This window comes from Hyphomicrobium sp. CS1GBMeth3 (assembly GCF_900117455.1).
Classification (GTDB): Bacteria; Pseudomonadota; Alphaproteobacteria; order Rhizobiales; family Hyphomicrobiaceae; genus Hyphomicrobium_C.
Window position 1 is genome coordinate 2,078,770 of the sequence record NZ_FPHO01000003.1, and the last position, 25,293, is coordinate 2,104,062.

At 66.5% G+C, this 25,293-nt stretch carries 21 protein-coding genes; 19 read left to right on the forward strand and 2 right to left on the reverse strand.

Annotated features, from left to right (window positions below; genetic code table 11):
- Positions 1 to 225: 225 nt before the first annotated feature.
- The 19 genes from CS1GBM3_RS17160 to ligA all read left to right on the forward strand — a co-directional run bounded on the left by CS1GBM3_RS17160 (position 226) and on the right by ligA (position 23,315).
- Positions 226 to 750 (forward strand): hypothetical protein, encoded by a 525-nt coding sequence (locus CS1GBM3_RS17160; RefSeq protein WP_072396766.1) that lies wholly within the window; start codon positions 226 to 228, stop codon positions 748 to 750.
- A 20-nt stretch (positions 751 to 770) separates the two neighbouring features.
- Positions 771 to 1,082: a (2Fe-2S)-binding protein gene (locus tag CS1GBM3_RS17165; RefSeq protein ID WP_072396768.1), complete on the forward strand. Its 312-nt coding sequence runs from the start codon at positions 771 to 773 to the stop codon at positions 1,080 to 1,082.
- Positions 1,083 to 1,186: 104 nt separating this feature from the next.
- Positions 1,187 to 2,305, forward strand: coding sequence for an imelysin family protein (locus CS1GBM3_RS17170; protein ID WP_072396769.1), 1,119 nt, complete (start codon positions 1,187 to 1,189; stop codon positions 2,303 to 2,305).
- A complete protein-coding gene (locus CS1GBM3_RS17175) occupies positions 2,295 to 3,407 on the forward strand; it encodes a DUF1513 domain-containing protein (protein ID WP_072396770.1) in 1,113 nt (370 codons plus the stop codon). The genes CS1GBM3_RS17170 and CS1GBM3_RS17175 overlap by 11 nt, the downstream gene beginning before the upstream one ends.
- A 56-nt stretch (positions 3,408 to 3,463) precedes the next feature.
- Entirely contained in the window at positions 3,464 to 4,918 is a 1,455-nt protein-coding gene (locus tag CS1GBM3_RS17180; protein WP_072396771.1) for a UDP-N-acetylmuramoyl-L-alanyl-D-glutamate--2,6-diaminopimelate ligase, read from the forward strand.
- A gap of 49 nt (positions 4,919 to 4,967) precedes the next feature.
- Positions 4,968 to 6,365 carry a UDP-N-acetylmuramoylalanyl-D-glutamyl-2,6-diaminopimelate--D-alanyl-D-alanine ligase gene (locus tag CS1GBM3_RS17185; protein ID WP_072396772.1) on the forward strand — a complete coding sequence of 466 codons (1,398 nt, stop codon included), beginning with the start codon at positions 4,968 to 4,970 and terminating at the stop codon, positions 6,363 to 6,365.
- 59 nt (positions 6,366 to 6,424) lie between these two features.
- On the forward strand, positions 6,425 to 7,507 hold the full coding sequence (mraY, locus tag CS1GBM3_RS17190; protein WP_072396773.1) for a phospho-N-acetylmuramoyl-pentapeptide-transferase: 1,083 nt from the start codon (positions 6,425 to 6,427) through the stop codon (positions 7,505 to 7,507).
- A 20-nt stretch (positions 7,508 to 7,527) separates the two neighbouring features.
- Entirely contained in the window at positions 7,528 to 8,922 is a 1,395-nt protein-coding gene (gene murD / locus CS1GBM3_RS17195; RefSeq protein WP_072396774.1) for a UDP-N-acetylmuramoyl-L-alanine--D-glutamate ligase, read from the forward strand.
- A complete protein-coding gene (locus tag CS1GBM3_RS17200; RefSeq protein ID WP_072396775.1) occupies positions 8,919 to 10,097 on the forward strand; it encodes an FtsW/RodA/SpoVE family cell cycle protein in 1,179 nt (392 codons plus the stop codon). Before murD ends, CS1GBM3_RS17200 begins: the two co-directional genes overlap by 4 nt.
- Positions 10,094 to 11,209 carry an undecaprenyldiphospho-muramoylpentapeptide beta-N-acetylglucosaminyltransferase gene (murG, locus tag CS1GBM3_RS17205; protein WP_072396777.1) on the forward strand — a complete coding sequence of 372 codons (1,116 nt, stop codon included), beginning with the start codon at positions 10,094 to 10,096 and terminating at the stop codon, positions 11,207 to 11,209. Before CS1GBM3_RS17200 ends, murG begins: the two co-directional genes overlap by 4 nt.
- A gap of 75 nt (positions 11,210 to 11,284) precedes the next feature.
- Positions 11,285 to 12,730 (forward strand): UDP-N-acetylmuramate--L-alanine ligase, encoded by a 1,446-nt coding sequence (murC, locus tag CS1GBM3_RS17210; protein WP_072396779.1) that lies wholly within the window; start codon positions 11,285 to 11,287, stop codon positions 12,728 to 12,730.
- A gap of 10 nt (positions 12,731 to 12,740) precedes the next feature.
- Complete coding sequence (gene murB, locus CS1GBM3_RS17215) at positions 12,741 to 13,706, forward strand: UDP-N-acetylmuramate dehydrogenase (RefSeq protein ID WP_072396780.1); 966 nt, start codon at positions 12,741 to 12,743, stop codon at positions 13,704 to 13,706.
- Between the two features lie 82 nt (positions 13,707 to 13,788).
- On the forward strand, positions 13,789 to 14,751 hold the full coding sequence (locus CS1GBM3_RS17220) for a D-alanine--D-alanine ligase (RefSeq protein ID WP_072396782.1): 963 nt from the start codon (positions 13,789 to 13,791) through the stop codon (positions 14,749 to 14,751).
- Positions 14,718 to 15,617: a cell division protein FtsQ/DivIB gene (locus CS1GBM3_RS17225; RefSeq protein WP_083567715.1), complete on the forward strand. Its 900-nt coding sequence runs from the start codon at positions 14,718 to 14,720 to the stop codon at positions 15,615 to 15,617. Before CS1GBM3_RS17220 ends, CS1GBM3_RS17225 begins: the two co-directional genes overlap by 34 nt.
- A gap of 14 nt (positions 15,618 to 15,631) precedes the next feature.
- On the forward strand, positions 15,632 to 16,894 hold the full coding sequence (gene ftsA / locus CS1GBM3_RS17230; RefSeq protein WP_072396786.1) for a cell division protein FtsA: 1,263 nt from the start codon (positions 15,632 to 15,634) through the stop codon (positions 16,892 to 16,894).
- 88 nt (positions 16,895 to 16,982) lie between these two features.
- The gene (ftsZ, locus tag CS1GBM3_RS17235) at positions 16,983 to 18,758 is read left to right on the forward strand and encodes a cell division protein FtsZ (protein ID WP_072396788.1); all 1,776 of its coding nucleotides are present in this window, start codon (positions 16,983 to 16,985) and stop codon (positions 18,756 to 18,758) included.
- A 254-nt stretch (positions 18,759 to 19,012) separates the two neighbouring features.
- Entirely contained in the window at positions 19,013 to 19,960 is a 948-nt protein-coding gene (lpxC, locus tag CS1GBM3_RS17240) for a UDP-3-O-acyl-N-acetylglucosamine deacetylase (RefSeq protein WP_072396790.1), read from the forward strand.
- Positions 19,961 to 20,232: 272 nt separating this feature from the next.
- Entirely contained in the window at positions 20,233 to 21,090 is an 858-nt protein-coding gene (locus CS1GBM3_RS17245) for an outer membrane protein assembly factor BamD (protein WP_072397624.1), read from the forward strand.
- Positions 21,091 to 21,188: 98 nt separating this feature from the next.
- Positions 21,189 to 23,315: an NAD-dependent DNA ligase LigA gene (gene ligA / locus CS1GBM3_RS17250; protein WP_072396793.1), complete on the forward strand. Its 2,127-nt coding sequence runs from the start codon at positions 21,189 to 21,191 to the stop codon at positions 23,313 to 23,315.
- A 10-nt stretch (positions 23,316 to 23,325) separates the two neighbouring features.
- Here ligA and CS1GBM3_RS17255 read toward each other — a convergent pair whose 3' ends face one another.
- On the reverse strand, positions 23,326 to 23,772 hold the full coding sequence (locus CS1GBM3_RS17255; RefSeq protein ID WP_072396794.1) for a hypothetical protein: 447 nt from the start codon (positions 23,770 to 23,772) through the stop codon (positions 23,326 to 23,328).
- Between the two features lie 221 nt (positions 23,773 to 23,993).
- Positions 23,994 to 25,211 (reverse strand): VOC family protein, encoded by a 1,218-nt coding sequence (locus CS1GBM3_RS19990; RefSeq protein WP_210186221.1) that lies wholly within the window; start codon positions 25,209 to 25,211, stop codon positions 23,994 to 23,996.
- Between the last annotated feature and the right edge of the window lie 82 nt (positions 25,212 to 25,293).

Consider the following 25,293-nt stretch of genomic DNA (forward strand, 5'->3'; position numbering starts at 1 on the left):
ATTGGCACACTTGACTCCGGGCTCCGAAAACGTTTGCTTAAGAGCAAGGCTGCTCGCTGTGAGCCGCCGTACCCATATCTCCTTTTCGGGGCCTTGAACCCCGACAATAGGAAGGTCGGACGATGGTTGTCGAATTACGCCCCTTGAGGGTCGTGCACGCTTGTCGTGCTCACACGCGCTTCTCCTACAATTCGGCATATGGCACCTCGCGGCGGGAGGCTGGCCATGCGTAGAGCAACTCTCCACGCGCTCCGGCCGCTTGAGATCTCGTCGGACGTCGCACCCAAAACCCAGGGCGCCGAGCGCCTCATCGGTCTGGGCTTCCGGTATTGGGTCGCCGGCTACAAGTCAGGCGACATCGACCGCTGGGAGGACGCCTGGCGCATCTATTCGCACGCGCTCGGCCCCAACGCCGCCCGTACCGCCGTCTCCGAGCTATCCGCCTGGGTGCGCGCCGTGAGCGCGGCGGCCCGGCGCGAGATCGAGGTCCGGCACGGCGATTGCGACGGCTTCTGCCGCGACGAGAGCCTGGCGCTGTCGATGATCGCCGCCTGCCAGCACAACACCTGCCCGGCCATGCGCGCTTGCGCCTTCGCGCTGATCGAGAGCTCGCTGATCGACGAGGTCGTGCACCACGCCGAGACCTTTGCCGTCACCATGCGCGGGCTCGACCAGGTGCTGCCGCCGGCCCTGATCGTCAACGCCGCGGCCTACGCATCCGCGCCGCGCGAAATGGCGCTGAGGCAGTAAGGCGGCAGGAAAGCAGTCCCATGATCGTTTGTTCCTGCCAGCAAGTCTCCGATTTCGACATCGAGCTCGCGCTGTTGGACATCCTGAACGAGCCCGAGGCCCCGATCCCGACCCCGGGCGTCGTCTACCGCTACATGCAAAAGCGCATGCAATGCTGCGGATGCGCGCCGCTCGCGGTCGACATCATCTACGCCAAACTCGAGGATCTCGAGGCGCGGGGGCTGATATGCCCCTACCGCAGCTTCTCGACGCGTGAGCGCCTGATGCACATGCAGAAGCAGCGCCAGAAGCGCGGGACCGCGTCCGCCGCCGATTTCGAGTTCGTCGACTAGGCCGGGGCGGGCGCGAGACACCGCGCCGCGACGGTTCCTTCTTTCGCTTCACAAGCACAAGGCATAAACACCGGGGCGTTGACCGCATCCCCGAGGAGCTTCGCGTGACGTTCCCCCGGTTCTCGAGCCAGATCCTGGCGGCCGCCTCCGTGGTGGCCGCGACATTCGCCATCGCCGGACCGCTACACGCGCTTCCGATCCGCAAAACCCACGGCACGATGGTGCGTGACACAATCGATTCCTTCATCGTGCCGCGTGTCGAAGGTTTTGCGCAAAGCACGGGCACGCTCGCCTCCGCCGTCGCCGCGGTCTGCACCACGAACGGAGACGAGACCGCGCGCAAGGCCGCCGCAACCGCATTCCGCGAGACGGTGAAAAGCTGGGGCGGTCTCGACTTCGTTCGCTTCGGCCCCGCAACGCGCGAGCATCGCTTGGAGCGGATCTTCTTCTGGCCCGATCCGCGAGGTTTTGCTTCGCGCCAGCTGAGAGCACTGCTCGCGGCAAAGAAGCCGGAGCTGCTGGAGCCGGGCGCGCTCGCTCGCCAGAGCGTCGCCGTGCAGGGCCTGACCGCGCTCGAGATCCTGCTGTTCGACGAGAAGACGCCGCTCGGCGCGGGAGACGACGAGGCGGCCCGCTATCGCTGCGCGCTCGCGTCGGCCATCGCAGCAAACCTTCACGCAGTCGCCGGCGAGATTCGCGACGGCTGGCAAGGCGGCGACGGCTTCCGCAACAAGATGCTGAGGCCAGGTTCGGATAACCTGCTCTACAAGGATTCCACGGAGACCGTGCGCGAGGTCGCGAAGGCGCTCGCGACGGGTCTCGAGCTTTGCCGCGATCGCTTCATCCTTCCGGAGCTGACGGCGGTCACGGCGAACCCGCCACGCCGCGTGCGCCTGGCGTTCGAGGCATCAGGCGCGACCGACGACTATCTGCGCTCCTCGCTCGCAGCCTTGCACGAGCTCTACGATTCGATCGGCTTCGACGCCTACGTTCCGGCCGACAAGCCCTGGATGGTGAGCTTCCTGCCGAACGCGTGGAAGAGCCTGATCGCCGACGCCGCCCGCCTCGACAAGCTGCGCGCCAACGAGCGCGGGTCGGAAGCGCACCTGCGGGCGCTGCGCAAGATGCGCTTCGATCTCGGCGGCATTCGCAATATCATCGTCAAGGAGTTGGCGCCCAACGCCGATATTGTGATGGGGTTTAACGAGCTGGATGGCGATTGACCGGCGGCAATTCCTGATCGGGTCCTTGGTGACGCTCGGCGCCGCCCGCCACGCGATCGCATCCGAAGGGCTGGCCGACGAGGTCGCGCGTCTGGCGCTCTACGCCTCGGGAGCGCGGCTACCGGATGGCTCTTTCGCCGTGCTCGTCATCGCAGAGGATGGGCGCATCCTGCGTGAGATCCCGATGTCGGCCCGCGGCCACGACATCGCCGCCGACCACGTCCGCCGCCGCGCCGTGATCTTCGCCCGTCGCCCGGGTTTCTTCGCGCTCGCTTTCGATGTCGACGGCCGCGGCGAACCAGAGGTGTTCGCGCCACCCGCCGACCGGCATTTCTACGGGCACGGCGCCTTCGCACCCGATGGACGCCTCGTCTACGCGACGGAGCATAACGTCGATACCGGTGACGGGATGATCGGCATCTACGACGCGACCGGTGGCTGGCAGCGAGTTGGCGAGTTTCCGTCTTACGGCGTCGGCCCGCACGAAGCGATCATGCTGTCGGACGGCCGCACGCTCGCCGTCGCCAATGGCGGCTTCGGCAATGATCCGGCAACGGGCCGCGAGAGCATCGGTGTCGCGATGATGGAGCCGAACGTGGCCTTCATCGACACCGCGACGGGCGCGCTGCGCGCTTGTCACGGCGTACCGTCCGCGATCAACTTGCTTTCGCTGCGCCACCTGGTCGAGACCCCAACGGGCGACATCTGGTTCGGCACCCAATGGCAGGGCAGCCTCGAGGAGTGCCCGGCGCTTGTCGGCCGCGTCGGTCTCGACCGCCCGATCGCGTTGCCGGAGGCGGCCGACGCGCTCGGCATCGCGCTCAAGGGCTACATCGGCGCGGTCGCCGTCAACGGAGACGGCCGCCTGCTCGCCGCATCGGCCCCGCTCACGGGCAAGGTGCTCTATCTCGACGCTGCGAACGGCGGCATCGTACGCGAAGTGAGCATAAAGGACAGCTCCGGCGTCACACCCGGGAATGGCTCGTCGGACTTCGCCATGAGCACCGGCCAGGGCATCGTGCGCTTCGAAGGCGAGGGCGCCGCCCCGCACGATCTCAAGTTCTCCGACGCTGAATTCGACAACCACCTGCGTCGCGTTTGACGCTCGGCCGTTCGGCATCTAGAAGCAACAAAGTCTTCCGCTCCGGCCGAGACGACATGCGCCTTTCCTCTCTCACTACGAATATCAGCATCGCCGCCGCGCCTGCGGACGTCGAAGCTGTCGACATCACGCGCATCACCGCCGACAGCCGGGCCGCCGTACCGGGCGCGCTGTTCGTGGCGCTTGCTGGCACCAAGGCGGATGGCACGAAGTTCATCGCCGACGCGGTCGCGAAAGGTGCCGTCGTCGTGCTGGCCGCCGAATCGGCAGACATCCCGAGCGGTCTCTCTGTCCCAGTGCTGCGTGTACCGGAGCCGCGCCGCGCGCTGGCGCTGATGGCTGCGCGCTTCTACGGTGCCCAGCCCGAGATCGCCGTCGCTGTAACCGGTACCAGCGGCAAGACCTCGGTCGCCGAGTTCACGCGTCAGCTTTTCGCCGCCGCCGGGCACCGCGCCGCATCCCTCGGCACCATCGGTGTCGTGAAGCCGGACGGTGCCGTCTACGGCTCGCTGACCACGCCCGATCCGGTGACGCTGCACGAGACGCTCGCTGCGCTGGCCGCCGAACGCATTACGCACCTCGCCTTCGAAGCGTCCTCGCATGGCCTCGACCAGTATCGGCTCGACGGCGTCCGCATCGCGGCGGCGGCTTTCACCAACCTCGGTCGCGACCACCTCGACTACCATCCGACCACGGAAGCCTATCTGGCTGCCAAGCTGCGCCTCTTCGAGGAGCTGCTGCCCGATGGCGCCCCAGCCGTCGTCAACGTGGACGGCCCCCGCGCGGCCGACGTCGTGAGCGTCGCAAAGAAACGCGGCCTGCCCGTCATCACCGTTGGCGCCGCTGGCGAGACGGTGCGGCTTGCACGCCTCGCACGCGACGGCTTCGCGCAAAGCCTCACCATCGAGCACGGCGGGCTGACTTACGAAGTGCGCCTGCCGCTGATCGGCACCTACCAGGTTGCCAACGCGCTCGTCGCCATCGGACTTGCGCTCGCAGTGGGAGAGAACGCAGGGGTCGTGATTCCTGCCCTCGCAGAGCTGACCGGCGTCAAAGGGCGCCTCGAGATCATCGGCGAAAGGAACGGCGGTCTCGCCGTCGTCGACTACGCGCACAAGCCCGAGGCGCTGGAAGCAGCTCTCGACGGGGTACGTTCGTTCGCAACCGGCAAATTGATCTGCGTATTCGGCTGCGGCGGCGACCGCGACCGCGGCAAGCGCCCGATCATGGGGGCCATCGCGGCACAGCGGGCCGACGTCGTCATCGTCACCGACGACAACCCGCGCACCGAGGACCCGCCGTCGATCCGTGCCGAAATTTTAGCCGCCGCGCCGGGCGCTCAAGAGATCGGAGATCGTGCCGAGGCCATCGCCGCCGCCGTTCGCTTGATGCAGCCTGGGGATGTCGTGCTGGTCGCAGGCAAAGGTCACGAAACGGGCCAGATCGTCGGTCAGACGGTGAGACCCTTCTCGGACCACGACTGTGTGCACAAAGCTTTACTAACCCCCTGAGCATAAAGAAAAAGAGGGCGTCTCGTGCGAGGCGCATGTGACCCGGCCGATGCCTGAAAACTTGTGGACGTCTGAGGACCTCGTTGCTGCCGCCAAAGGACGCGCCGAGCGCGCCAATGGCCGGCCGATTGCGGGGATCTCGATCGACACGCGTACGCTCGCTCCGGGCGATCTGTTCGTCGCTCTGAAGGATCAGCGCGATGGCCACGCGTTCGTCGGCGCGGCATTCAAAGCGGGCGCCGCGGCGGCGCTCGTGTCGGAAGCCTACGAGCCCGGCCCGAACGACGGCCCCCTGATTCGCGTGCGCGACACGCTGTCGGCATTGGAGAACATCGGCCGCGCGGCGCGCGCGCGTCTCGCGCCCGAGGCGCGTGTCATTGCAGTCACCGGCAGCGCCGGCAAGACCGGCACCAAGGATATGCTGCGCGCCGCGTTATCGCGCCTCGGTCCGACGCACGGCGCCGACAAGTCGTTCAACAACCACTGGGGCGTACCGCTGACACTGGCTCGCATGCCCGCAACGACCCGCTTCGGCGTTTTCGAGATCGGCATGAACCACGCCGGCGAGATCACGCCGCTCGTCGCCCTGGTGCGCCCGCACGTGGCCATCATAACGACGGTCGAGCCCGTGCACCTCGCGCAGTTCCCAAGTGTCGAGGCCATCGCCGAGGCCAAGGCCGAGATCTTCACCGGCCTCGAGCCGGGAGGCACCGCCATCATCAACCGCGACAATCCGCATTTCGAGCTGCTGCGCCGACGTGCCGAGGCGAGAGGCGCCCGCGTCGTCGCCTTCGGCCAGGATGGGCGCGCCGACGTGCGTCCCAAGGTGGCCGAGCTCTCATCCGAGGGGACGGTCATGGAAGTCGATGTCGGCGGCCGCCAGGTCCACATGCGCGTCGCTGTGCCGGGCATCCACATCGCCCGCAACGCACTGGCCGTTGCTGCCGCAATCGACGCCGCAGGCGGCGATCTCGACGAAGCACTGCCCGCGCTTGCGGCGCTCGCACCGCCGCCCGGCCGCGGCACGCGGACCGAGCTTTCCTTCCAGGGCGGCCGGATTCTCCTGATCGACGAGAGCTACAACGCCAATCCGGCCTCCATGCGGGCGGCCCTCGCCGTGCTTGGCACCGTGCCGCGGGACGCTTTCAGGCGCCGGATTGCCGTGCTTGGCGATATGCTGGAGCTTGGAGAATACGAGAAAACCCACCACGTCGCCCTCAAGGAAGCTGTTGACGCTGCGGGTACTGATCTGGTCTTTGCCTGTGGGCCGAACATGGCGCATCTTTTCTCTGCCCTCGAGCCGAGCCGGCAGGGTGCTTGGGCGCCGTCGTCGCAGGAGCTCCGCGACCCGCTGTTCGCGGCGCTGGCGCCGGGTGACGTGGTGATGATCAAGGGGTCGAACGGGAGCCGCATGGGACCGCTCGCCGAGGCCTTGAGGGGAACATGAGTGCGGCAAGGTGAGACGCGCGGAGCGGGGAGCGTCGCAGAGCGGGGGGAAGGGATGACATGCTTTACGAACTCGTGAGCTTCAGCGATCAGATCGGTATCCTGAACGTCTTCCGCTACATCACCTTCCGCACCGGCGGCGCCATATTCACCGCGCTCCTCTTCGTTCTGTTGTTCGGCCCTGGCATCATCGACGTGTTGCGCCTGAAGCAGGGCAAGGGCCAGCCGATCCGCGAGGACGGTCCGCAGTCTCACTTCGCGAAAAAGGGCACTCCCACGATGGGCGGCCTCATGATCCTTGCGAGCGTCACCGTCGCGACGCTGCTCTGGTCGGACCTCTCCAATGCCTATGTCTGGGTCGTGCTCCTGGTCACGTTGGCATACGGCGGCATCGGCTTCTATGACGACTACCTCAAGGTCACGAAGCAGAAGTCGAGCGGCTTCGGCGGCAAAGCGCGGCTTGGCCTCGAGATGCTGGTTGCGGCTATCGCCGTCTACCTCATCGTCGATCTTTCGACGCCGGACTTGGCCGGCAAGCTCGCATTGCCGTTCTTCAAGACGTTCCTGATCGACCTCGGCGCGCTCTATGTGGTCGTCGGCATGTTCGTGATCGTGGGCGCCGGCAACGCCGTCAACCTGACCGACGGCCTCGACGGCCTCGCCATCGTGCCGGTGATGATCGCCGCTGCAACCTTCGGCCTCATCGCCTACCTGATCGGCAACGCGAAATTCGCGGGCTACCTGCAGATCCACCACGTCGCCGGCACCGGCGAGCTGGCGGTGATCTGCGGCGCCCTGATCGGCGCTGGCTTGGGCTTCCTGTGGTTCAACGCGCCGCCCGCCATGATCTTCATGGGCGACACCGGCTCGCTGGCCTTGGGCGGCGCGCTTGGCGCGATCGCGGTCGCGACCAAGCACGAGATCGTGCTCGCCATCGTCGGCGGCCTGTTCGTGCTCGAGACTCTATCGGTCATCATCCAGGTCACTTCCTACAAGCTGACGGGCAAGCGCGTCTTCCGCATGGCCCCACTGCACCACCACTACGAGCAGAAGGGCTGGCAGGAGAGCACGGTCGTCGTGCGCTTCTGGATCATCGCCGTGATCCTGGCCCTGATCGGCCTCGCCACTCTGAAGCTCCGCTGAACTGAGCTACGCTTGCGCCCATGATTCGCGTGACGACCTTCAACGAGAGGACGGTCGCCGTCTTCGGGCTCGGCGCCTCCGGTCTCGCCACCATTCGCGCGCTGGAAGAGGGCGGCGCGCGCGTGGCCGCGTGGGACGACAGCGAGGCGGGGCGCAAGGGCGCCGGGGATGCTGGCGCGACCCTGGTCGATCTCGCAACCGCCGACTGGTCGAACTTTGCCGCCCTGGTCCTGGCGCCCGGAGTGCCGCTAACGCACCCCGAGCCGCATTGGACAGTTCAGAAGGCGAGAGCGGCCGGCGTCGAGGTGATCGGCGATGTCGAGCTTTTCTTCCGCGAGCGTGCCGCCGTTTGCCCGGACGCGCCGGTCATCGCCATCACCGGCACCAACGGCAAGTCGACCACGACGGCCCTCGTCGCTCACATCCTGCGCGAGTTCGGCAACGATGTGCAGATGGGCGGCAACATCGGCCGCGCCGTGCTGACGCTCGAGCCGCCGGTCGCGAACCGCATTCACGTGCTCGAGCTGTCGAGCTTCCAGATCGATCTCGCGCCCGGCGCCAACCCGACCGTCGCCATTCTGCTCAACATCACGCCCGACCACATCGACCGCCACGGCACCGTCGAGCACTACGCCGAGGTCAAGCGGTGCCTCGTCGAAGAGGCACGGGAAACGGCCGTCGTCGGCGTGGACGATGCTTGGTGCGCCGCGATCGCCACGGCGCTGGAGGCGCGCGGTAAACCGACCGTGCGGCGCATCTCGGTGCAAGGCCCTGTCGCAAACGGCATCTACGCGCGGGACGCGAAACTCTACGACGGCGAAACCCTGCGCGCCGACCTCAAGGGCATTGCGACCCTGCGCGGGAGCCACAACTGGCAGAACGCCGCTGCCGCGTTGGCGGCAGTCGAAGCGCTGCCCGCGCGCTTTCGCGAGAACGGCGATATCCAGGCCGCACTGAGAAGCTTCCCTGGTCTCGCACATCGCCTCGAGGTCGTGCGCCGCATCGGTTCGGTTGACTTCATCAACGACAGCAAGGCAACGAACGCAGACTCGACGGAAAAAGCGCTGCTCTCGTTCCCCGAAAATATCTACTGGATCGCAGGCGGCAAGCCGAAAGCGGGCGGCATCACGACGCTTGCCCCATATTTCCCGCGCGTCGCCAAAGCCTATCTGATCGGCGAAGCGTCGGAGGAATTCGCCGCGACCTTCGGCGACGCGGTCGCGCATGAGCGTTGCGGCACGCTGGACGTGGCTGTGCGCCGCGCCGCCGCCGCTGCACGCGCAGCCGGAGCCGAGGCCGTCGTCCTGCTGTCCCCCGCCTGCGCCTCTTACGACCAATACCGCAACTTCGAGGTGCGCGGCGACGCCTTCAAGGCGCTCGTGGCCGCTTTGGCGCCCGAAGAGGTGGGCTCATGAAGTTCTCTCGCGCCGACCGCAGCCGCTTGTCCGAATGGTGGTTCACCGTCGATCACGTGCTGCTCTCCGCAGTCATGATCGTCGTCGCCGTCGGCATCGTGCTGTCGCTCGCGGCGAGCCCCGCCGTGGCCGTCAAGAAGGGCTTCCACGCCTACTATTTCGTCGAGCGCCACGTCGTGTTCTCAGTGGCGGGCGTCATGCTGATGCTCGCGGTCTCTCTGCTCGATCCGGCCCACGTACGCCGCCTGTCCCTGCTCGTGCTCGCCGTCGCAATGGCGGGGCTGATCGCCGTCTACGTCACCGGAGAGGAGATCAACGGGGCCCGCCGCTGGCTGACGATCGAGGGCCACTCGATCCAGCCGTCGGAGTTCGCGAAGCCCGCTTTCGTCGTCGTTGCGGCCTGGCTTCTGGCCGAGTCGCGCCGCAGGCCGGACATGCCGGCGCTGACGTTCGCCTTCCTCCTGTTCCTGCTGATGGCGGGGCTGCTCGTCGTGCAGCCCGACGTCGGCCAGACCTTGCTGGTCACGGGCGTTTGGATCGTCATGCTGTTCGTCTCGGGCGTCATGCTGCGCGGGACGGCGGTTGCCGTGCTGCTCGGCGGCGTCGGCCTCTACGGCGCGTACCTCTATTTTCCGCACGTGACGCAGCGCATCGATCGCTTCTTCAATCCGCAGACCGGAGACTTCAGCCAGGGCGACCGCGCCATCCGCTCGTTCGTCGAAGGCGGCTTCCTCGGCCGCGGTCCCGGCGAAGGCACCATCAAGACCGCGCTGCCCGATGCCCACACCGACTACATCTTCGCCGTCGTCGCGGAGGAGTACGGCGCGCTCGCCTGCCTCGCGCTGCTTGCGCTCTTTGCATTCATCGTGCTGCGCGCGCTGCGCCACGCCGAAAGCGAGCCGGAGCTGCCGACCCGCCTTGCCGTCGTCGGCCTCGCGCTGATGTTCGGCTTCCAGGCTCTGATCAACATGGGCGTCAACGTCGGCCTGCTGCCGGCCAAGGGCATGACGCTGCCGTTTCTCTCGGCGGGCGGTTCCTCCATGCTCGCCGTGTCGCTGACGCTCGGCATGCTGCTCGCCCTGACACGGCGCCGCGCCGACGCCGACCGCCTCAAAAAGCCCCCATTGATGCCGAGCCTGCCAAGCCTCGGAGCCACCGGTGAGACCAGAACGTGACGCGTGAGCCGCCCCCGATCCTTCTCGCAGCCGGCGGTACCGGCGGGCATCTGTTTCCGGCCTTCGCGCTGGCCGAGGAGCTAGGCCGCCGCGGCCACGCCGTCGACCTCGTGACCGATATGCGCGGCGATCGCTACGGCACGGGCTTCCCGGCGCGCGCGGTTTATCAGCTCCCGTCCGCCACGCCCGGCAGCAAGAAGAACCCGATCGCGCTCGCGCGTGCTGGCTTCACGTTGCTGCGCGGCGTCCTGAAAGCCCGGACGCTGCTCCGCGAGCTGAAGCCGGGCGCGGTCATCGGATTCGGTGGCTATCCGACCATCCCGCCGCTGCTGACTGCCCGTCTCCTGGGCATCCCGGCGATCATCCACGAGCAGAATGCCGTGCTGGGGCGCGCCAACCGCGCGCTTGCGTCCCGTACCGCCGCCGTCGCGACCTCGTTCCGCAAGACGAAAAAGCTGGACGGTGAGCTCGCGGACAAAGCCCGCTTCACCGGCAACCCGGTGCGCGATGTCGTCATCGAGGCGGCCAAAATTCCATACCCGCCACTCGGGCCCGAAGACCCGCTAAGGCTCCTCGTGTTCGGCGGCAGCCAGGGCGCCCGCTTTTTCTCGGAGGCCGTACCGCCCGCGCTCGCGAGCCTGCCGGAGCCTCTTCGCAAGCGCCTGAAGCTCGTGCAGCAGGCGCGGCCGGAAGACGTCGCAGCCGTCACGGAGCAGACCGCCGCAGCCGGCATCGACGCCGAGATCGCACCGTTTTTCAAAGACTTGCCGCAGAAGCTCGCAGAAGCCCACCTGGTCATTGCGCGCGCAGGCGCCTCGTCCGTGGCCGAGCTGGCTGTCATCGGCCGCCCGTCGATCCTCGTACCTTTGCCGCATTCTCTCGACAGTGATCAGCTTGAGAACGCGACCAATCTTGCCGAATCGGGGGGCAGTTGGTGTATCGAGCAGAAGGACTTGTCTCCGCAGCGCCTGGCTACGGAGCTCGCACGTCTGTTCGAGCAACCGGAGCTGTTGGGGGTGGCGGCGTCCAAAGCGAAGGCCCAGGGCCAAGCGGGCGCCGTGGCGTTGCTCGCCGATCTCGTCGAGGACGTGGTCGGCAAGGATCGTGCATGAGCACCGCGCTCAGGAAGGACCAGGCCAATCGCCGCGACGTGCAAGCGCGACTTGGCAGACATAGGACGTAAACGCATGCAGATGCCCCGCGAAATCGGGCCGTTTCACATCATCGGCATTGGCGGCATCGGCATGAGCGCCATCGCCGAGATCCTGCTCGCGAAGGGCTATGATGTCCAAGGCAGCGACCAGAAGGAGAGCGCCAACGTGCGTCGCCTGCGCGCCAAGGGCGTGCGTGTGTTCGTCGGTCACGATGCCATCAATCTCGTGGGCGCCCGCCAGGTCGTCATCTCGACGGCGGTGAAGCCGAACAATCCGGAGCTGGAAGCAGCTCGCGCCAAGGGCCTGCCCATCATCCGCCGCGCCGAGATGCTGGCCGAGCTGATGCGCCTTTACGCGACGGTCTCCGTCACCGGCACCCACGGCAAGACGACGACCACGTCGCTGATCAGCACCATCTTCGAGACCGCTCGTCTCGATCCCACTGTCATCACCGGCGGGATCATAAACGCCTGGGGCTCGAATGCGCGCCTCGGCCAGGGCCGCTGGATGATCGTCGAGGCCGACGAGAGTGACGGCACCTTCACGCGCTTGCCGACAGAGATCGGCGTCGTGACCAACATCGATCCCGAGCATCTCGACTATTTCGGCTCGGTCGAGGTTATGCACCGCGAGTATGAGGCTTTCTTCCGCAACATCCCGTTCTACGGGCTCGTCGTCACCTGCATCGATCATCCCGTCGCTCGCGAGATGGTGAGCCGCCTTGGGCTGCGCCGCGATGGCCGCCCGGTTCTGACCTACGGCAAGAGCGAGGAAGCCGACCTCGTGCTGCGCAACGTCGTGAGCGACGGCCACGCCATTCTGATCGACGCCGACCTGTCGGCGCGCGTCGCGGGCGGCGCGCGCGCCATTCGCGGCTGGGCACTGCCGATGCCGGGCCACCACAACGCGCTGAATGCGCTCGCCGCCATCGCCGTCGCGGCCGAAGCAGGCATCCCCGACGACGTGATCCGCTCGGGTCTCGCCGCCTTCTCGGGCGTGAAGCGCCGTTTCCAGCTCACGGGCACCTGGAACGGCGTCGACGTCTACGACGACTACGGCCATCCCCCCGCCGAGATCGCAGCCGTTCTCGAAGCGGCGCGCGCCGGCGCCCGCGGCCGCATCATGGCCGTGGTCGAGCCGCATCGCTATACTCGCGTGCGCGACCTCTTCCGCGAATTTTCGGCGTGTTTCCGCGCCGCTGACAGCGTGGTCGTGACGCCACTCTACAGCGCAGGCGAGGCGCCGATCGACGGCATCGACGCGCGATCGCTTGCGGACGGCATTCGCGCCGCGGGGCACGGGGCCGTCGCCACCGTCAACGACCCGCACGAGCTGGTGCCTCTGATCCACCGTCATTGCCGACCGGGCGATACCGTGATCGTGCTCGGCGCGGGCAACTCGACCGAATGGGCGCACGCGCTTCCCGCCTGGCTGGAGGCGGCAGAGCCCCGCCGCGCCGGCGCCGGCAGCGCACTGTGATCGGTTCGCCATGAGCTTTCCCGACATCACTGCAGATTTGCGCGAGCGCATGCCGGAGCTGCGCGGCCGGCTCGCGGCCAACGTCGTGCTGGCAGACATCACGTGGTTCCGCGCCGGCGGCCCGGCCCAAGTGCTCTTCACGCCGGCCGACGAGGCCGACCTTGCCTACTTCCTGAAGCACAAGCCGAAGGACCTGCCCGCTTTCGTCATCGGCCTGGGCTCGAACCTACTCGTGCGCGACGGCGGCGTGCCTGGTGTCGTCATTCGCCTGGGCCGCGGGTTTTCCGAGATCAAGGTCGAGCCAAATCACAGGCTACGCGCCGGCACCGCCGTGCCCGATGTGAAGGTGGCGCGCGCCGCGGCTGACGCCGGCATCGCGGGGCTCGCGTTCTATCGCGGCATCCCCGGCTCCATCGGCGGCGCGTTGCGCATGAATGCCGGCGCCCACGGCTCCGAGACCAAGGACGTGCTAGTCGAGGCACGTGCCGTTGACCCCGATGGCAACATCCACATGCTGACGCTCGAGGGTATGGGCTTCACCTATCGTCACAGTGGCGTACCGGCCAACTGGATCTTCACCGAGGCGCTGTACCAGGGAACGCCCGGCGAGCCGGCCGACATCCTGCGCGCCATGGAAGAGGTCGCCGACTATCGCGAGCAGAACCAGCCGATCAAGGAGCGCACCGGCGGCTCGACGTTCAAGAACCCGCCCGGCAACAGCGCCTGGAAGCTGATCGATGACGCCGGCTGTCGCGGCTTCCGCGTCGGGGGCGCGCAGGTCTCGGAGAAGCACTGCAACTTCCTGATCAACAACCAGAGCGCCACCGGCGAGGACATCGAGCGCCTCGGCGAGACAGTGCGTGCGCGCGTCAAGGCGAACGCGGGCGTGACGCTCGAATGGGAAATCATCCGTCTTGGGTTACCCAAGGAAGGCCGCCCGGTGGGTGAGGCGCTGGCGGAGGCCGTGGACTCATGACGAATAGTGAGTGCTTCCGGAAAAGTGGTCACTGGTTTTCCGACCGGAAGCACGATCAAAAAAAGGCCGAGGGTGTTGGAGCATGAAGAGCGGAAACACCCTCGGCGAGGCGCCGAAGCGCACGTTCGAACACGTGGCGGTGCTGATGGGCGGCCTATCTGCGGAGCGCAGCGTCAGCCTGCGCTCCGGCGAGGCCGTCGCAGCCGCGCTCGAAGGCGAGGGCTATCGCGTGACGCGCATTGACGCCGAACGCGACGTTGCTGCCCGCCTTGGGGAAGTCCGCCCGGATGTCTGCTTCAACGCGCTGCACGGCCGCTTCGGCGAGGACGGCTGCATCCAGGGCATCCTGGAGACGATGGCGATTCCCTATACGCATTCGGGCGTCCTTTCGTCGGCGCTCGCCATGCACAAAGAGAACGCCAAGACGGTGATGCGCGCCGCCGGCGTTCCCGTCGCCGACGCGAGGCTCGTCACGCGCGAAGAGGCTGCAACCGCGCACGCTTTGCCGCCGCCGTATGTCGTGAAGCCCGTCGACGAAGGCTCGAGCGTCGGCGTCGTTATTGTTCGCAACGGCACCAACGATTGGGCGCGGCTGATCCGCGACGGTGGCCCGGCCGAGCAGACCGTAATGGTCGAGCGCTTCATCCCGGGGCGCGAGCTCACCTGCGCCGTCATCGGCGACTTCGTCACCGAGGTGATCGAGATCGTGCCCGAGAAGGGGCTGGCCTTCTACGACTTCGAGGCCAAGTACGCCCCGGGCGGCTCGCGCCACGAGCTGCCGGCACAACTTTTACCGAATGTTTACCAATCGATCCGGAAATACACGTTGGCGGCCCATGCGTCGCTCGGCTGTCGTGGTGTGTCGCGTGCGGACTTCCGCTTCGACGACACGGCAGGGGGGACCGGCGAGCTGATCTGCCTTGAGGTGAATACGCAGCCGGGCATGACCGGGACCTCGCTGGTTCCCGAGCTGGCGGCATATGCGGGCTGGTCGTTTGGCGAGCTCGCGCGATGGATCGTCGAGGACGCGAGTTGTTCGAGGTAGGCCAGAACCGGACGACACGACGCGGGGCACAGAGCGCAGCCCGGCATGCACCCAGTCACGACTTGAAGCCCGCGCCGCGCAAGGCGGCGGCTTTCCTCGGCCTGCGCCCGAGCCGAGCCCGCCTGTTGATCGGCGCGCTCGCGATCGGTCTCGCCCTTGGCGCCGCAGAGGAAACGCTCCGCAAGACAGGCTACGTGCCGGATAAGGAGCGTATCGCGCGCACGCTCGGTTTCAGCATCGACCAGGTCACCCTCGTCGGCCATCGTTTCAGCTACGACCGCGATGTGTTCGACGCGCTTGACCTCGGCAACGTGCGCACGTTCGGCGCGCTCGATACCGCCGCCGTCAAAGCGCGCATCGAGCGCCTGCCCTGGATCGACACCGCAGAGATCACGCGCGTCTATCCCGGAGGCCTCGATATCCGCGTTACCGAACGCAAGCCGTATGCGCTCTGGTCGCGCACGGGCAGCTTCTACCTGATCGACAAGACGGGCCGTGTTCTCGGCGCAGTCAATCGCGACGCGCTGCCGGATCTGCCGCGCTTCGCCGGAGAAGGAGCAGCTTCGGAAGCGGCATCTCTGCTGGATACAATTGCTCGCTATCCCGAAGTTGCATCCCGCCTCACCGAAGCTGAACGCGTCTCGGAGCGCCGTTGGCGGCTCAAGCTCGATAACGCCACCACGCTCGAACTCCCCGCCGACGACGAGGTTGGCGCCCTCGAAGAACTCACGCGTGACGCAGGCCTTGCCAATCTGGTGTCTTCAGGCCGTACGACGCTCGATTTCCGCGGCCCCGGCCGCGTCGCCATCCGCCCAGAGCCTGACGCAAATGCGCCGTCAGGTACGCCCACCGAGACCGGCTCATAGAGCAGAGGGGCAGCATGGCGCGGGAAAAGTCAAAGCGGCGGACTGGCGGGTCGAGGCGCGTAACGGGTGTCCTCGACATCGGCACGAGCAAGATTGCCTGCCTGATCGCCGAGGTGGGGCCTGCTGCAGGTTTGCGCGTGATCGGCGCCGGCCAGCAGCGTGCCGAGGGCGTCAAGGGCGGCGTCATCATTGACCTCGACCGCGCCGAAGGAGCCGCTCGCTCGGCCATCGCGGAAGCCGAGCGCATGGCCGGCATAGAGCTGTCCGAGGTCCACGTCGCGGTGTCCTGCGGGCGCCTCAAGTCGCACAACTTCACCGCCCGGGTCGATGTTCCGAATGGTGTCGTCGGCGAGGCCGACGTCCGCCGGTTGATGACCGCCGGTCAGGCTTACGTCGAGCAAGGCGGCCGCGCGCTGGTGCACATGAACGAGGTCGCCCTGCGCCTCGATGGCACGCCGGGCTTCCGCGACCCCCGCGGCATGGCGGCTCGTGAGCTGGCGTTCGACCTGCACGCCGTCACCGCCGACGAGGCGCCGCTGCGTAATTTGATGATGGTGGTCGGGCGCTGCTACCTTGAGGTCGCGAGCCATGTGCCGGCCCCGTACGCCAGCGCCCTGGCGGTGGCCAGCGAGGATGAGCGCCGCCTCGGTGTCACGGTCGTCGATATCGGCGCCGGCACGACGAGCCTCGCCATGTTCGCCGAGGACCGCTTCGTTCATGCCTGCGCTGCCCCGATGGGCAGCACCCAGATCACGTTCGACATCGCTCGCGCGTTGCATACGCCCCTTGCGGAAGCCGAGCGAATCAAAGCGCTTTATGGCACAGTGGTCTGCGCTCCGTCTGATGAGCACGATGCCTTCACGTATCCGTCCGCCGGCGACGATGACGGCATCTTGTTCCACATGACGAAGGCCGAGCTTGCCGAGGTCATCCGGCCGCGTGTGACGGCCATTGGCCATTACATCCGGCAACGCTTGGACGAGAGCGAGATGACGTCCTATGCCGGCCGCAGCCTCGTGCTGACGGGCGGCGCCAGCCAGTTGACTGGTTTGGGTGATTTGTTGGCCGCTGAGTTGGGGCGGCCGGTGCGCGTAGCAGGACCGCAGGCGATCCCCGGATTGCCACCTGCGCTTTCGAGTGCCGCGTTCTCGACCGTCGTCGGGTTGCTCGTTGCGGAAACGCAGGGGGAAGCCGGTCGGCGGGTTTACCGCAACCGCGATGCTGAGCCGGAGAGCTATCTGAAGCGGGTGGGCTCGTGGTTGCGAGAAGGATTTTGAGCGAAGCGCTCGGCGAAGGGCCGGGTTGGTGCGAGATGCCGGGGAGCCGCGCTGCAAAGGCACCTCCCTCGCGTGAACGGGGGCGAAATTGAGCATCACAGGTCAGCACCAGCCGATCACGGACCTGAGGCCAAAGCTCACCGTCGTCGGTGTTGGCGGAGCCGGCTGCAATGCCGTCAACAACATGATCGCGACCGGCCTCTCCGGGGTCGATTTCATCGTCGCGAACACGGATGCCCAGGCACTCGCTGCTGCGAGCACCGAGTATAGAATTCAGCTCGGCGCCGAGCTGACCGAAGGCCTCGGGGCCGGCTCCCGCCCCGAGATCGGCGAGGCCGCGGCCGAAGAAGCCATCGAGGATATTCGTAACCACATCAAAGGCTCGCACATGGTCTTTATCGCCGCCGGTATGGGCGGCGGCACGGGGACCGGCGCAGCCTCCGTCATCGCGCGCGTGGCGCGCGAGCTCGGTATTTTGACCGTTGGCGTCGTGACGAAGCCGTTCCTGTTCGAGGGCGCGCGCCGCATGCGCATCGCCGAGGCGGGCGTTGCCGAGCTGCGCAACTTTGTCGACACGCTGATCGTTATCCCGAACCAGAACCTGTTTCGCATCGCGAGCGAGAAGACGACGTTCTCGGAAGCCTTCGTGATGGCCGATCAGGTGCTCTATTCGGGCGTCGCCTGCATCGTCGATCTGATCCTCAAGGAAGGTCTGATCAATCTCGATTTCGCCGACGTGCGCACCGTCATGACGGGCATGGGCACGGCCATGATGGGTACCGGCGAAGCTGCGGGTGAGCGCCGCGCCACGATTGCTGCCGAGGAGGCGATCTCCAATCCGTTGCTCGACGAGGTGTCGCTGCGCGGCGCCAAGGGGCTTCTGCTTTCGATCACGGGCGGCCCGGATCTGACACTCTACGACGTCGACGAGGCTGCAAGCCGCGTCCGCATGGAAGTGGATCCCGAAGCCAACATCATCGTCGGCGCCACCTACGACGCCGCGCTTGGGGATCGCATTCGCGTCTCCATCGTGGCTTCCGGTATGACACGCCCTGGCGAGATTGAGCGTGCGCCGCCTGCGCCTGCCGAGGACTGGTCGCGCGGCATGAAGGCCGCCGAAGCTGTGCACGCCGCAGAGCAGCAGGCGCGCTCGCAGGGAAGCTTCATCCCCGACACGCGCGACCATCGCAGCGGCGTCCACGATCTGCAGCAGCGCCTGAGCGAGGCCCTCCAGCACGGCAGCTCGGCCGGCGGTCCGCCGCCCGTGCCGCAGGCTGCGCCGCGTGGCCGCGGAGCCCCGCCGCAGGATGCCCATCGCAGCCAGGGCGGGCCGTGGAGAGGACCGGGCAACGTCATGATCGAGGAAGGCCCGCCGCAGCTTCCCGCGACGCCGCCGCCGCTGCCCAAGACCGTTCCCCAGGCTCACGACCAAGATGGCGCGTTTACGCCGCAGCCGCCCTCGGAGGTTCGCCGCGGGATGGCGCCGTCGCAGCGCATGCCGGATCCCGCCGCTTATCCGCACGAGGCCGAGCCGTACCACCACCAGGACGACGGGCACGAGGCTGCCTACGCGCAGCCTCAGCAGGCGTATCATCCGACCCACGGCCAGTACCTGCCGCGGCAGGCCGAGCCCAGGCGGCGCCTGGGGCTGTTCGAGCGCATCACCGGCCGCGTCCGTGGGGCCAATGATTCGGTGCCGCGCCAACGTGAGTCTCACGATCCCTACGCGGATCAAAGGCGTGCAGCTTCAGCGGCCGGCGGCGAGCGTCACCATAACCCCGACTATCCGCATGCAGTTGATCCGCATGCGCGTGAAAACCAAGCCTCTGAAATTCCTGTATTTTTCAAGGAAAGACGCAAGTAGGGCGGCCACCCGCCCTCGCCTCTTCCCGGGCGCGCTTTGCACGTAACACAACGTAAGAAAGCGTGATTTGTACCACGAAGGGACGGGGGCTATCGTTTCTTAACAACGACGGTTTCGCACAGACAACCGCTTCACCTGACTGCCCAAACGGCAGTCGTCACGGGGATTGAGGTGAGCGGGGCGAACGATCGGGGTGGGGTGGCAGACTACCCGTAAGGGTGGGTCGCCAAAAAGATATCGAGGGACGGCGCAGCATGTCGAATCGATTCATTGGCGCGCGACAGACGACGATCGCTCAGGGGATCCAAGTCCACGGCACGGGGGTGCACAGCGGAGCGCCAGTTTCGGTCACCCTGCATCCGGCAGGGGCTGATACTGGCCTCCGCTTTGTGGTTATGAAACGCGGTCGCGTGACTGCCGAGATCCCCGCTAAAGTCTGCAACGTCAAGAATCTCACGCTCTGCACGGTCATTGGTAACGAGGACGGCACGACCGTCTCCACCGTCGAGCATCTTCTCGCCGCCCTCCGCGGCCTCCAGATCGACAACTGCCTCATCGAGATCGACAGCAAGGAAGTGCCGATCATGGACGGCAGCTCGGCGCCGTTCGTTGAGGCGATCGACCGGGTCGGTATCCGCGAGCTTCCCGCTCCGCGCCGTTTCCTCAAGGTTTTGAAAACCATCCGCGTCGAGGAAGGTGGCTGCTGGGGCGAGCTGTCTCCGCACTCCGGTTTCCACCTGGACGTTGAGATCGATTTCCCGTCGCCGATCATTGGTCAGCAGCGTCTGGCTCTTGAGATGAGCCCCGGCGTTTTCCGTAACGAGCTGGCCAACGCCCGCACATTCGGTTTCATGAGCGACGTGGAGCGCCTTTGGAAGGCCGGCCTCGCCCTCGGCGCCAACCTGACCAACACCGTCGCCATCGGCGATGATCGCGTGATGAACCGCGAAGGCCTGCGCGACCCGCTCGAGTTCGTACGCCACAAGATGCTGGACGCCGTCGGCGACCTCAGCCTCTCGGGCCACCCCATTCTGGGCGCCTACCGCTCGGTCAAGGGCGGCCATCGCCTCAACTCGCTGGTGCTGCAGAAGCTGCTCGAGGACAGCTCGGCTTGGTCCATCGTGCAGGCTCCGCGCGTCCGCGAGCCCCGCACGGTTCCCTTCGTGCACACGCCGGTCGCCGTCGCCGTCGCCGCCGAGTAACGGCAACATCTTCTTCACGCGCTGCGTCGTCAGTAGGCTGAGCCTCGACCATCAACAGGTCGAGGCAAGCGCTTGTTTATCCAGCCGCTTTCCGTGTGCTTCTGTGCTGGAGACAGCGCTCGGGCCTCACATCAACCACATTGTGAACTTACGGTGGAAGGGCTCGTGTTGCGGGGCGAGGCGGCTTCAGACCCGCTCTGGAGTATGCTAGAGCCTGATCGAGCGCCGCAGCCGGCGTGGTCGGCTTGTCGACTGGGGAGTACGCCAATTTGATGCGCAAGACGCCGGGTTGGGCCACGGCCTTTCTTTGCTGTGCCATGGGCGGCGCCGCGCTGGCGCTCGGCGGCTGCGCATCCTCGTCGGATGCCACCAGCATCCTCAATTCCGACCCGCCCGAGAAGATGTACGCCGACGCCGATGCCCTGATGAACAAGGGAAGCTTTGACGCAGCGGCGAAGAAGTTCGAGGATCTCGATCGCTCGCATCCCTATTCGGCGGAAGCGCGCCGCGCCATCGTGCTCGCGGCCTACGCATACTACAAGGCCGGCAAGACGCCGGAGGCGATTGCGTCCGCCGAGCGCTACACTGTCATGCACCCCGGCACCAAGGACGCGCCCCTCGCGCACCACATCATCGCGTCCTCGTACTTCGACGACATCAAGACCGCCAACCGCGACCAGCAAGCCACGCGCAAGGCGCTCGACCAGCTCCGCATTCTGAAGGAGCGCTATCCCGACAGCAGCTACGCGCGCGACGCGGACAACCGCATCCGCATCGCCGAGGATACGCTCGCGGCCTCCGAGATGGAGGTCGGCCGTTACTACATGAACGAAAAGAACTACGTCGCGGCCATCAACCGCTTCAAGACGGTGGTGACGGACTACCAGACGACGGCTCACGTCGAGGAGGCGTTGATGCGCCTCACCGAGTGCTACATGGCGCTCGGCGTCACCAACGAGGCGCAGACGGCCGTGGCCGTGCTGGGCCACAACTTCCCGCAGTCGAAGTGGTACAGGGACGCCTACGCGCTCCTGCAGAGCGACGGCTTGGCACCGTCGCAGAGCAACGATTCCTGGATCACGAAGGCCTGGAAGGCGGTGCCGAAGTTCTCCCTCGGCGGCCCGGGCTGAGGCTCAAACAGAAATCCTGGGTTTCTTCTTACTAACCTCCATTTCGCGACCGATTGCTTGAGCGTGCGTCCGCATCGCTTATCCGCTATGTAGCCGTCATGGCCAGGAAGCAGGCAAAACTCCCCCCCGTCTCCGAGCTGAGCGAGCGCGAGGCTGCCGCCGAGCTCGAGCGCTTGGCCGCCGAGATCAAACATCACGACCAGCTCTACTATCAGTCCGACGCGCCGGAGATCTCCGACGCAGACTACGATGAGCTGCGCCGTCGCAATGACGCCATTGAGGCGTGTTTCCCGAAGCTCGCGCGCGCCGATAGCCCCTCGCACCGCGTTGGTGCGCCCGCCGCCGAGACCTTCGCCAAGGTACGCCATCGTGTGCCGATGCTGTCCCTCGGCAACGCCTTTGAAGACGAGGAGGTGGCCGAGTTCGCAGCGCGTGTTCGCCGCTTCCTGTCGCTCAAGGCTGACGACTCGCTGGCGATCACGGCCGAGCCAAAGATCGACGGTCTGTCGATCTCGATCCGCTACCAGGACGGGCACTTCGTCGAGGCCGCAACGCGCGGCGACGGCACCGAGGGCGAGAACGTCACCGCCAACGTACGGACCATCCTCGAGATCCCGGCGGAGCTCGCCGGCAGGAAGGTGCCGTCCGTCGCCGAGATCCGCGGCGAGATCTACATGAGCCACGCCGACTTCGCCCAGTTGAATACCGCCCAGTCTAAGAGCGGCGGTAAGGTATTCGCGAATCCGCGTAATGCGGCGGCCGGTTCGCTGCGCCAACTCGATTCAGCAATTACGGCGTCGCGGCCGCTGCGCTTCTTCGCCTATGCCTGGGGTGAGATGTCGGAGATGCCGGCCGACACGCAGAAGGGTATGGTCGAGGCGTTCGCGAACTGGGGCCTGCCCGTCAATCCGTTGATGCGGGTTTGCGAGAGCGCTGACGGAATGCTGGCCTTCTATCGCGAGATCGGGGAGCGACGTGCGTCCCTCGGCTATGACATAGACGGTGTCGTCTACAAGGTGAACCGCCTCGACTACCAGGATCGCCTTGGCTTCGTATCGCGCTCGCCGCGCTGGGCCATCGCCCACAAGTTCCCGGCCGAGCAGGCCGTGACGGTGTTGCGCGACATCGAAATCCAGGTCGGCCGCACGGGATCGCTGACGCCCGTCGCGAAGCTCGAGCCCGTGACCGTGGGCGGTGTCGTGGTCTCGAACGCGACCCTGCACAACGAGGACGAGATCGCGCGCAAGGACATCCGCATCGGCGATACCGTCGTGGTCCAGCGCGCCGGCGACGTCATCCCGCAGATCGTGCGCGTGCTCGTCGAGAAGCGGCCCGCTGGCGCCAAGAGTTTCGTTTTCCCGAAAGTCTGCCCCGTATGCGGCAGCCACGCCGTGCGCGAAGCGGACGAAAGTCCCGGCGCCGGTGGCGTCGTGCGCCGCTGTACGGGCGGCCTCATTTGTCCGGCCCAGGCCAAGGAACGCCTCAAGCACTTCGTCTCGCGCCTTGCCTTCGACATCGAGGGCCTCGGCGAGGAGAAGATCGAACTGTTCTTCGAGGAGGGCCTGATCCGCCAGCCGGCCGATATCTTCACTCTTGAAGCGCGCGACCAGGCGAGCGCGGCACCGCTCGCCGAGCGTAAGGGCTTCGGCAAGAAGTCGGTCGAGAAGCTGTTTCGCGCCATCGAGGCCCGCCGCGCGATCGCGCTCAACCGCTTCATCTTCGCGCTCGGCATCCGCTACGTCGGTGAAACGACGGCCAAGGATCTCGCCAGGGCGTTTCGCACCTTCGAGGCGTTCCGCTCCGCCGCCGAGGCCGCGGCGCGGGATGGCAAGGACAGCGAGGCCTACCGCGATATCGACGATATCGAGGGTATCGGAGAGACCGTTGTCGACGCGCTCGTCGACTTCTTCTCCGAGCCGCACAACGTCGCGGCCCTCGACGATCTGCTGCAGTATGTCAGCCCCAGCCCCTACGAGCGCCCGGCGGCCGTTTCCTCGCCAGTCACGGGCAAGACGGTCGTCTTCACGGGCAAGCTCGAACGCGTGGGGCGCAGCGAGGCCAAGGCGCAGGCCGAGCGGCTCGGCGCAAAGGTGTCGGGCTCGGTGTCATCCAAGACCGATTACGTGATTGCCGGGGCCGACGCCGGCTCCAAGCTCACCAATGCGCAAAAGCTCGGCGTCACGATCCTGACCGAGGACGAATGGCTCGCCCTCATCAAGGGCTGAGCTTGTCGGCTCAGCGCGAATAGTACTTGTCCAGATAATGCTGCCAGCCGGTCTTGCCATTGCCGGTGCGCACTGTGTCGCCCTTGGCGATGTGCTTGCGCTCCCGCACGCGCGCGATGGTGTCGGGCGCATACTTGGCCGCCACGTCGAGCCCGCGGTCGCGGTCGTCTTCGTACCATTTCTTCTTTTTGCTCGCCTGCTGCGGCTTGTTCGCTGCAAGCTCCTTGGCCTTCTTGGCCCGAACCGCTGCCGCCGTCGCAGATCGCTGCTGCTGCTTTTTCTTCTTCAGGGCGAGAGCGGCGGCCCTCTTTTTCTGCGCAGCCGTGGCGTCCGAAGCCTGCTGCACGGCCGCGGTTCCGTGCCCGCTTCCATAAGGGTTCGCCGCGGCGAAACTCGCTGGTAGGCCGATTGCGCCGATCAGCACGCTGAGGAAGAGCGTTGAGGATTTCGAGGACATGGCCGCGTTCCTTTCTGTCGTTTCGCAAGGCTCCGAGCCGGTGCCGCGCATCAGGCGAGGCCACACGGTCGAACAAGGCTGCGGCGCCGCGTTTGCGGCACCTGCAACACATGCGTCACGAAAGGTGCGGAAGAAAAGGAAGCGGCGCTGTTCCGACAGGAACAGGAAAAGCAGACTCGAAATTGAGCTGGCTCAAGCGGCAAGCATCCGCCCGCCGCGGTTCAGTTCGACCAGCTCTCGTAGGGCCAGACGCCGCGCATATCGAGCACGTAGTTCGGAAGTTTTTTCCGCGCGACATATCTGCGCTTTTGGACGACGCGCGCGCGGGGCCGGTCTGCCTTTTGGTTTGGGATCCGCGCCTCGGCCTCGTCGTCCTCATCGCGATCGGATATCTCCTCGGCTGCCGGGCGCGTAGCCGAGGTCTCGATATTGCTCGGCGCCGGCATGCTCTGCTGAGAAGCCGCGGCCGTGCTTTGCGCATCGGGTGCCGGAGCAGCGGGCTGGGCTGCCGATTTGACCGCGAGCTTCTCCTCGGCGATCCGCTTGGCCTCGACAGCCCGCTCGAGCTCGTCCTGCGTACGCTCGAGTTCGTCCCTCAGCGTCGCGATGGCCTTCTCCGCGGTCTTCCGTGCGTGCTCCTGCTCGGCGAGCTTGTCCACGGCGCTGCCCGAGTTCGTCTCGAGAGCGAGCCGGCGCGCCCGCTCGGTCTCGAGCGCCGCGCTGGATGCTTCCGCCGCCTCTTCTGCCTTGCGCTTCTCGGCCCGTACCTTGGCAAGCTCCGCATAGGCGCGCTCGGCTTCGATCGCGGACTGATGGCCGGCGATCGTGGCGATACGCTGGGTGAGGCTGCCCTCTCCGGCAGGTGTCATCCACCAGCCCGCAACACCGATCGCGGCGATCAATCCAACGATACCCATGAGCATGCGATGCCCACGGCGTGGCGCCGGCTCGATGTCGTCTTCGGGCTCCTCCTCCTCCGCCGCGGCGAGCGGAGCGGCGACCGTCATGGTCAGCCCTTTACCGGGATTGTACGTGCCGAAATTCCAGATGTGTCCTTCCGGATCGCGGCAGGAATAACCACGCCGGCCGAGCCCGTCACTCTTGAGCTCGAGCACGATCTCCGCACCGGCGTCCTGGGCGCGCGCGTAATGCGCGTCCGCGTCGTCGACGACGAGATAGCAGCTCTGCGTCTCGATCCCGCCCACCTCGTCGGGCTGGCGCATGAGCTTGTCGAGATCGGTATCGCGAACGGCGCCCATCATCATGAGGCTGCCGCGATAGGTCATCTGGCCATAGATGACCGAGCCGTCGCTGTCCGAGACGGCAATCTGCTTTTCGAAACCGAATGCCCCCTCGAGCCAGCCCATTGCTTCCGCGAGATCGCGGTAGCGCATTAAGGGCATGAGGTTTGGAGCGGGCAGAGTGCTGCTCGCGGTCATGAAACGCTCCAAATTCTAAATTGCAGCCCCAAAGGGCGCCGCACGCCAGGCGCACGATCGGGAAGTCGTCAGGGGCAATGCC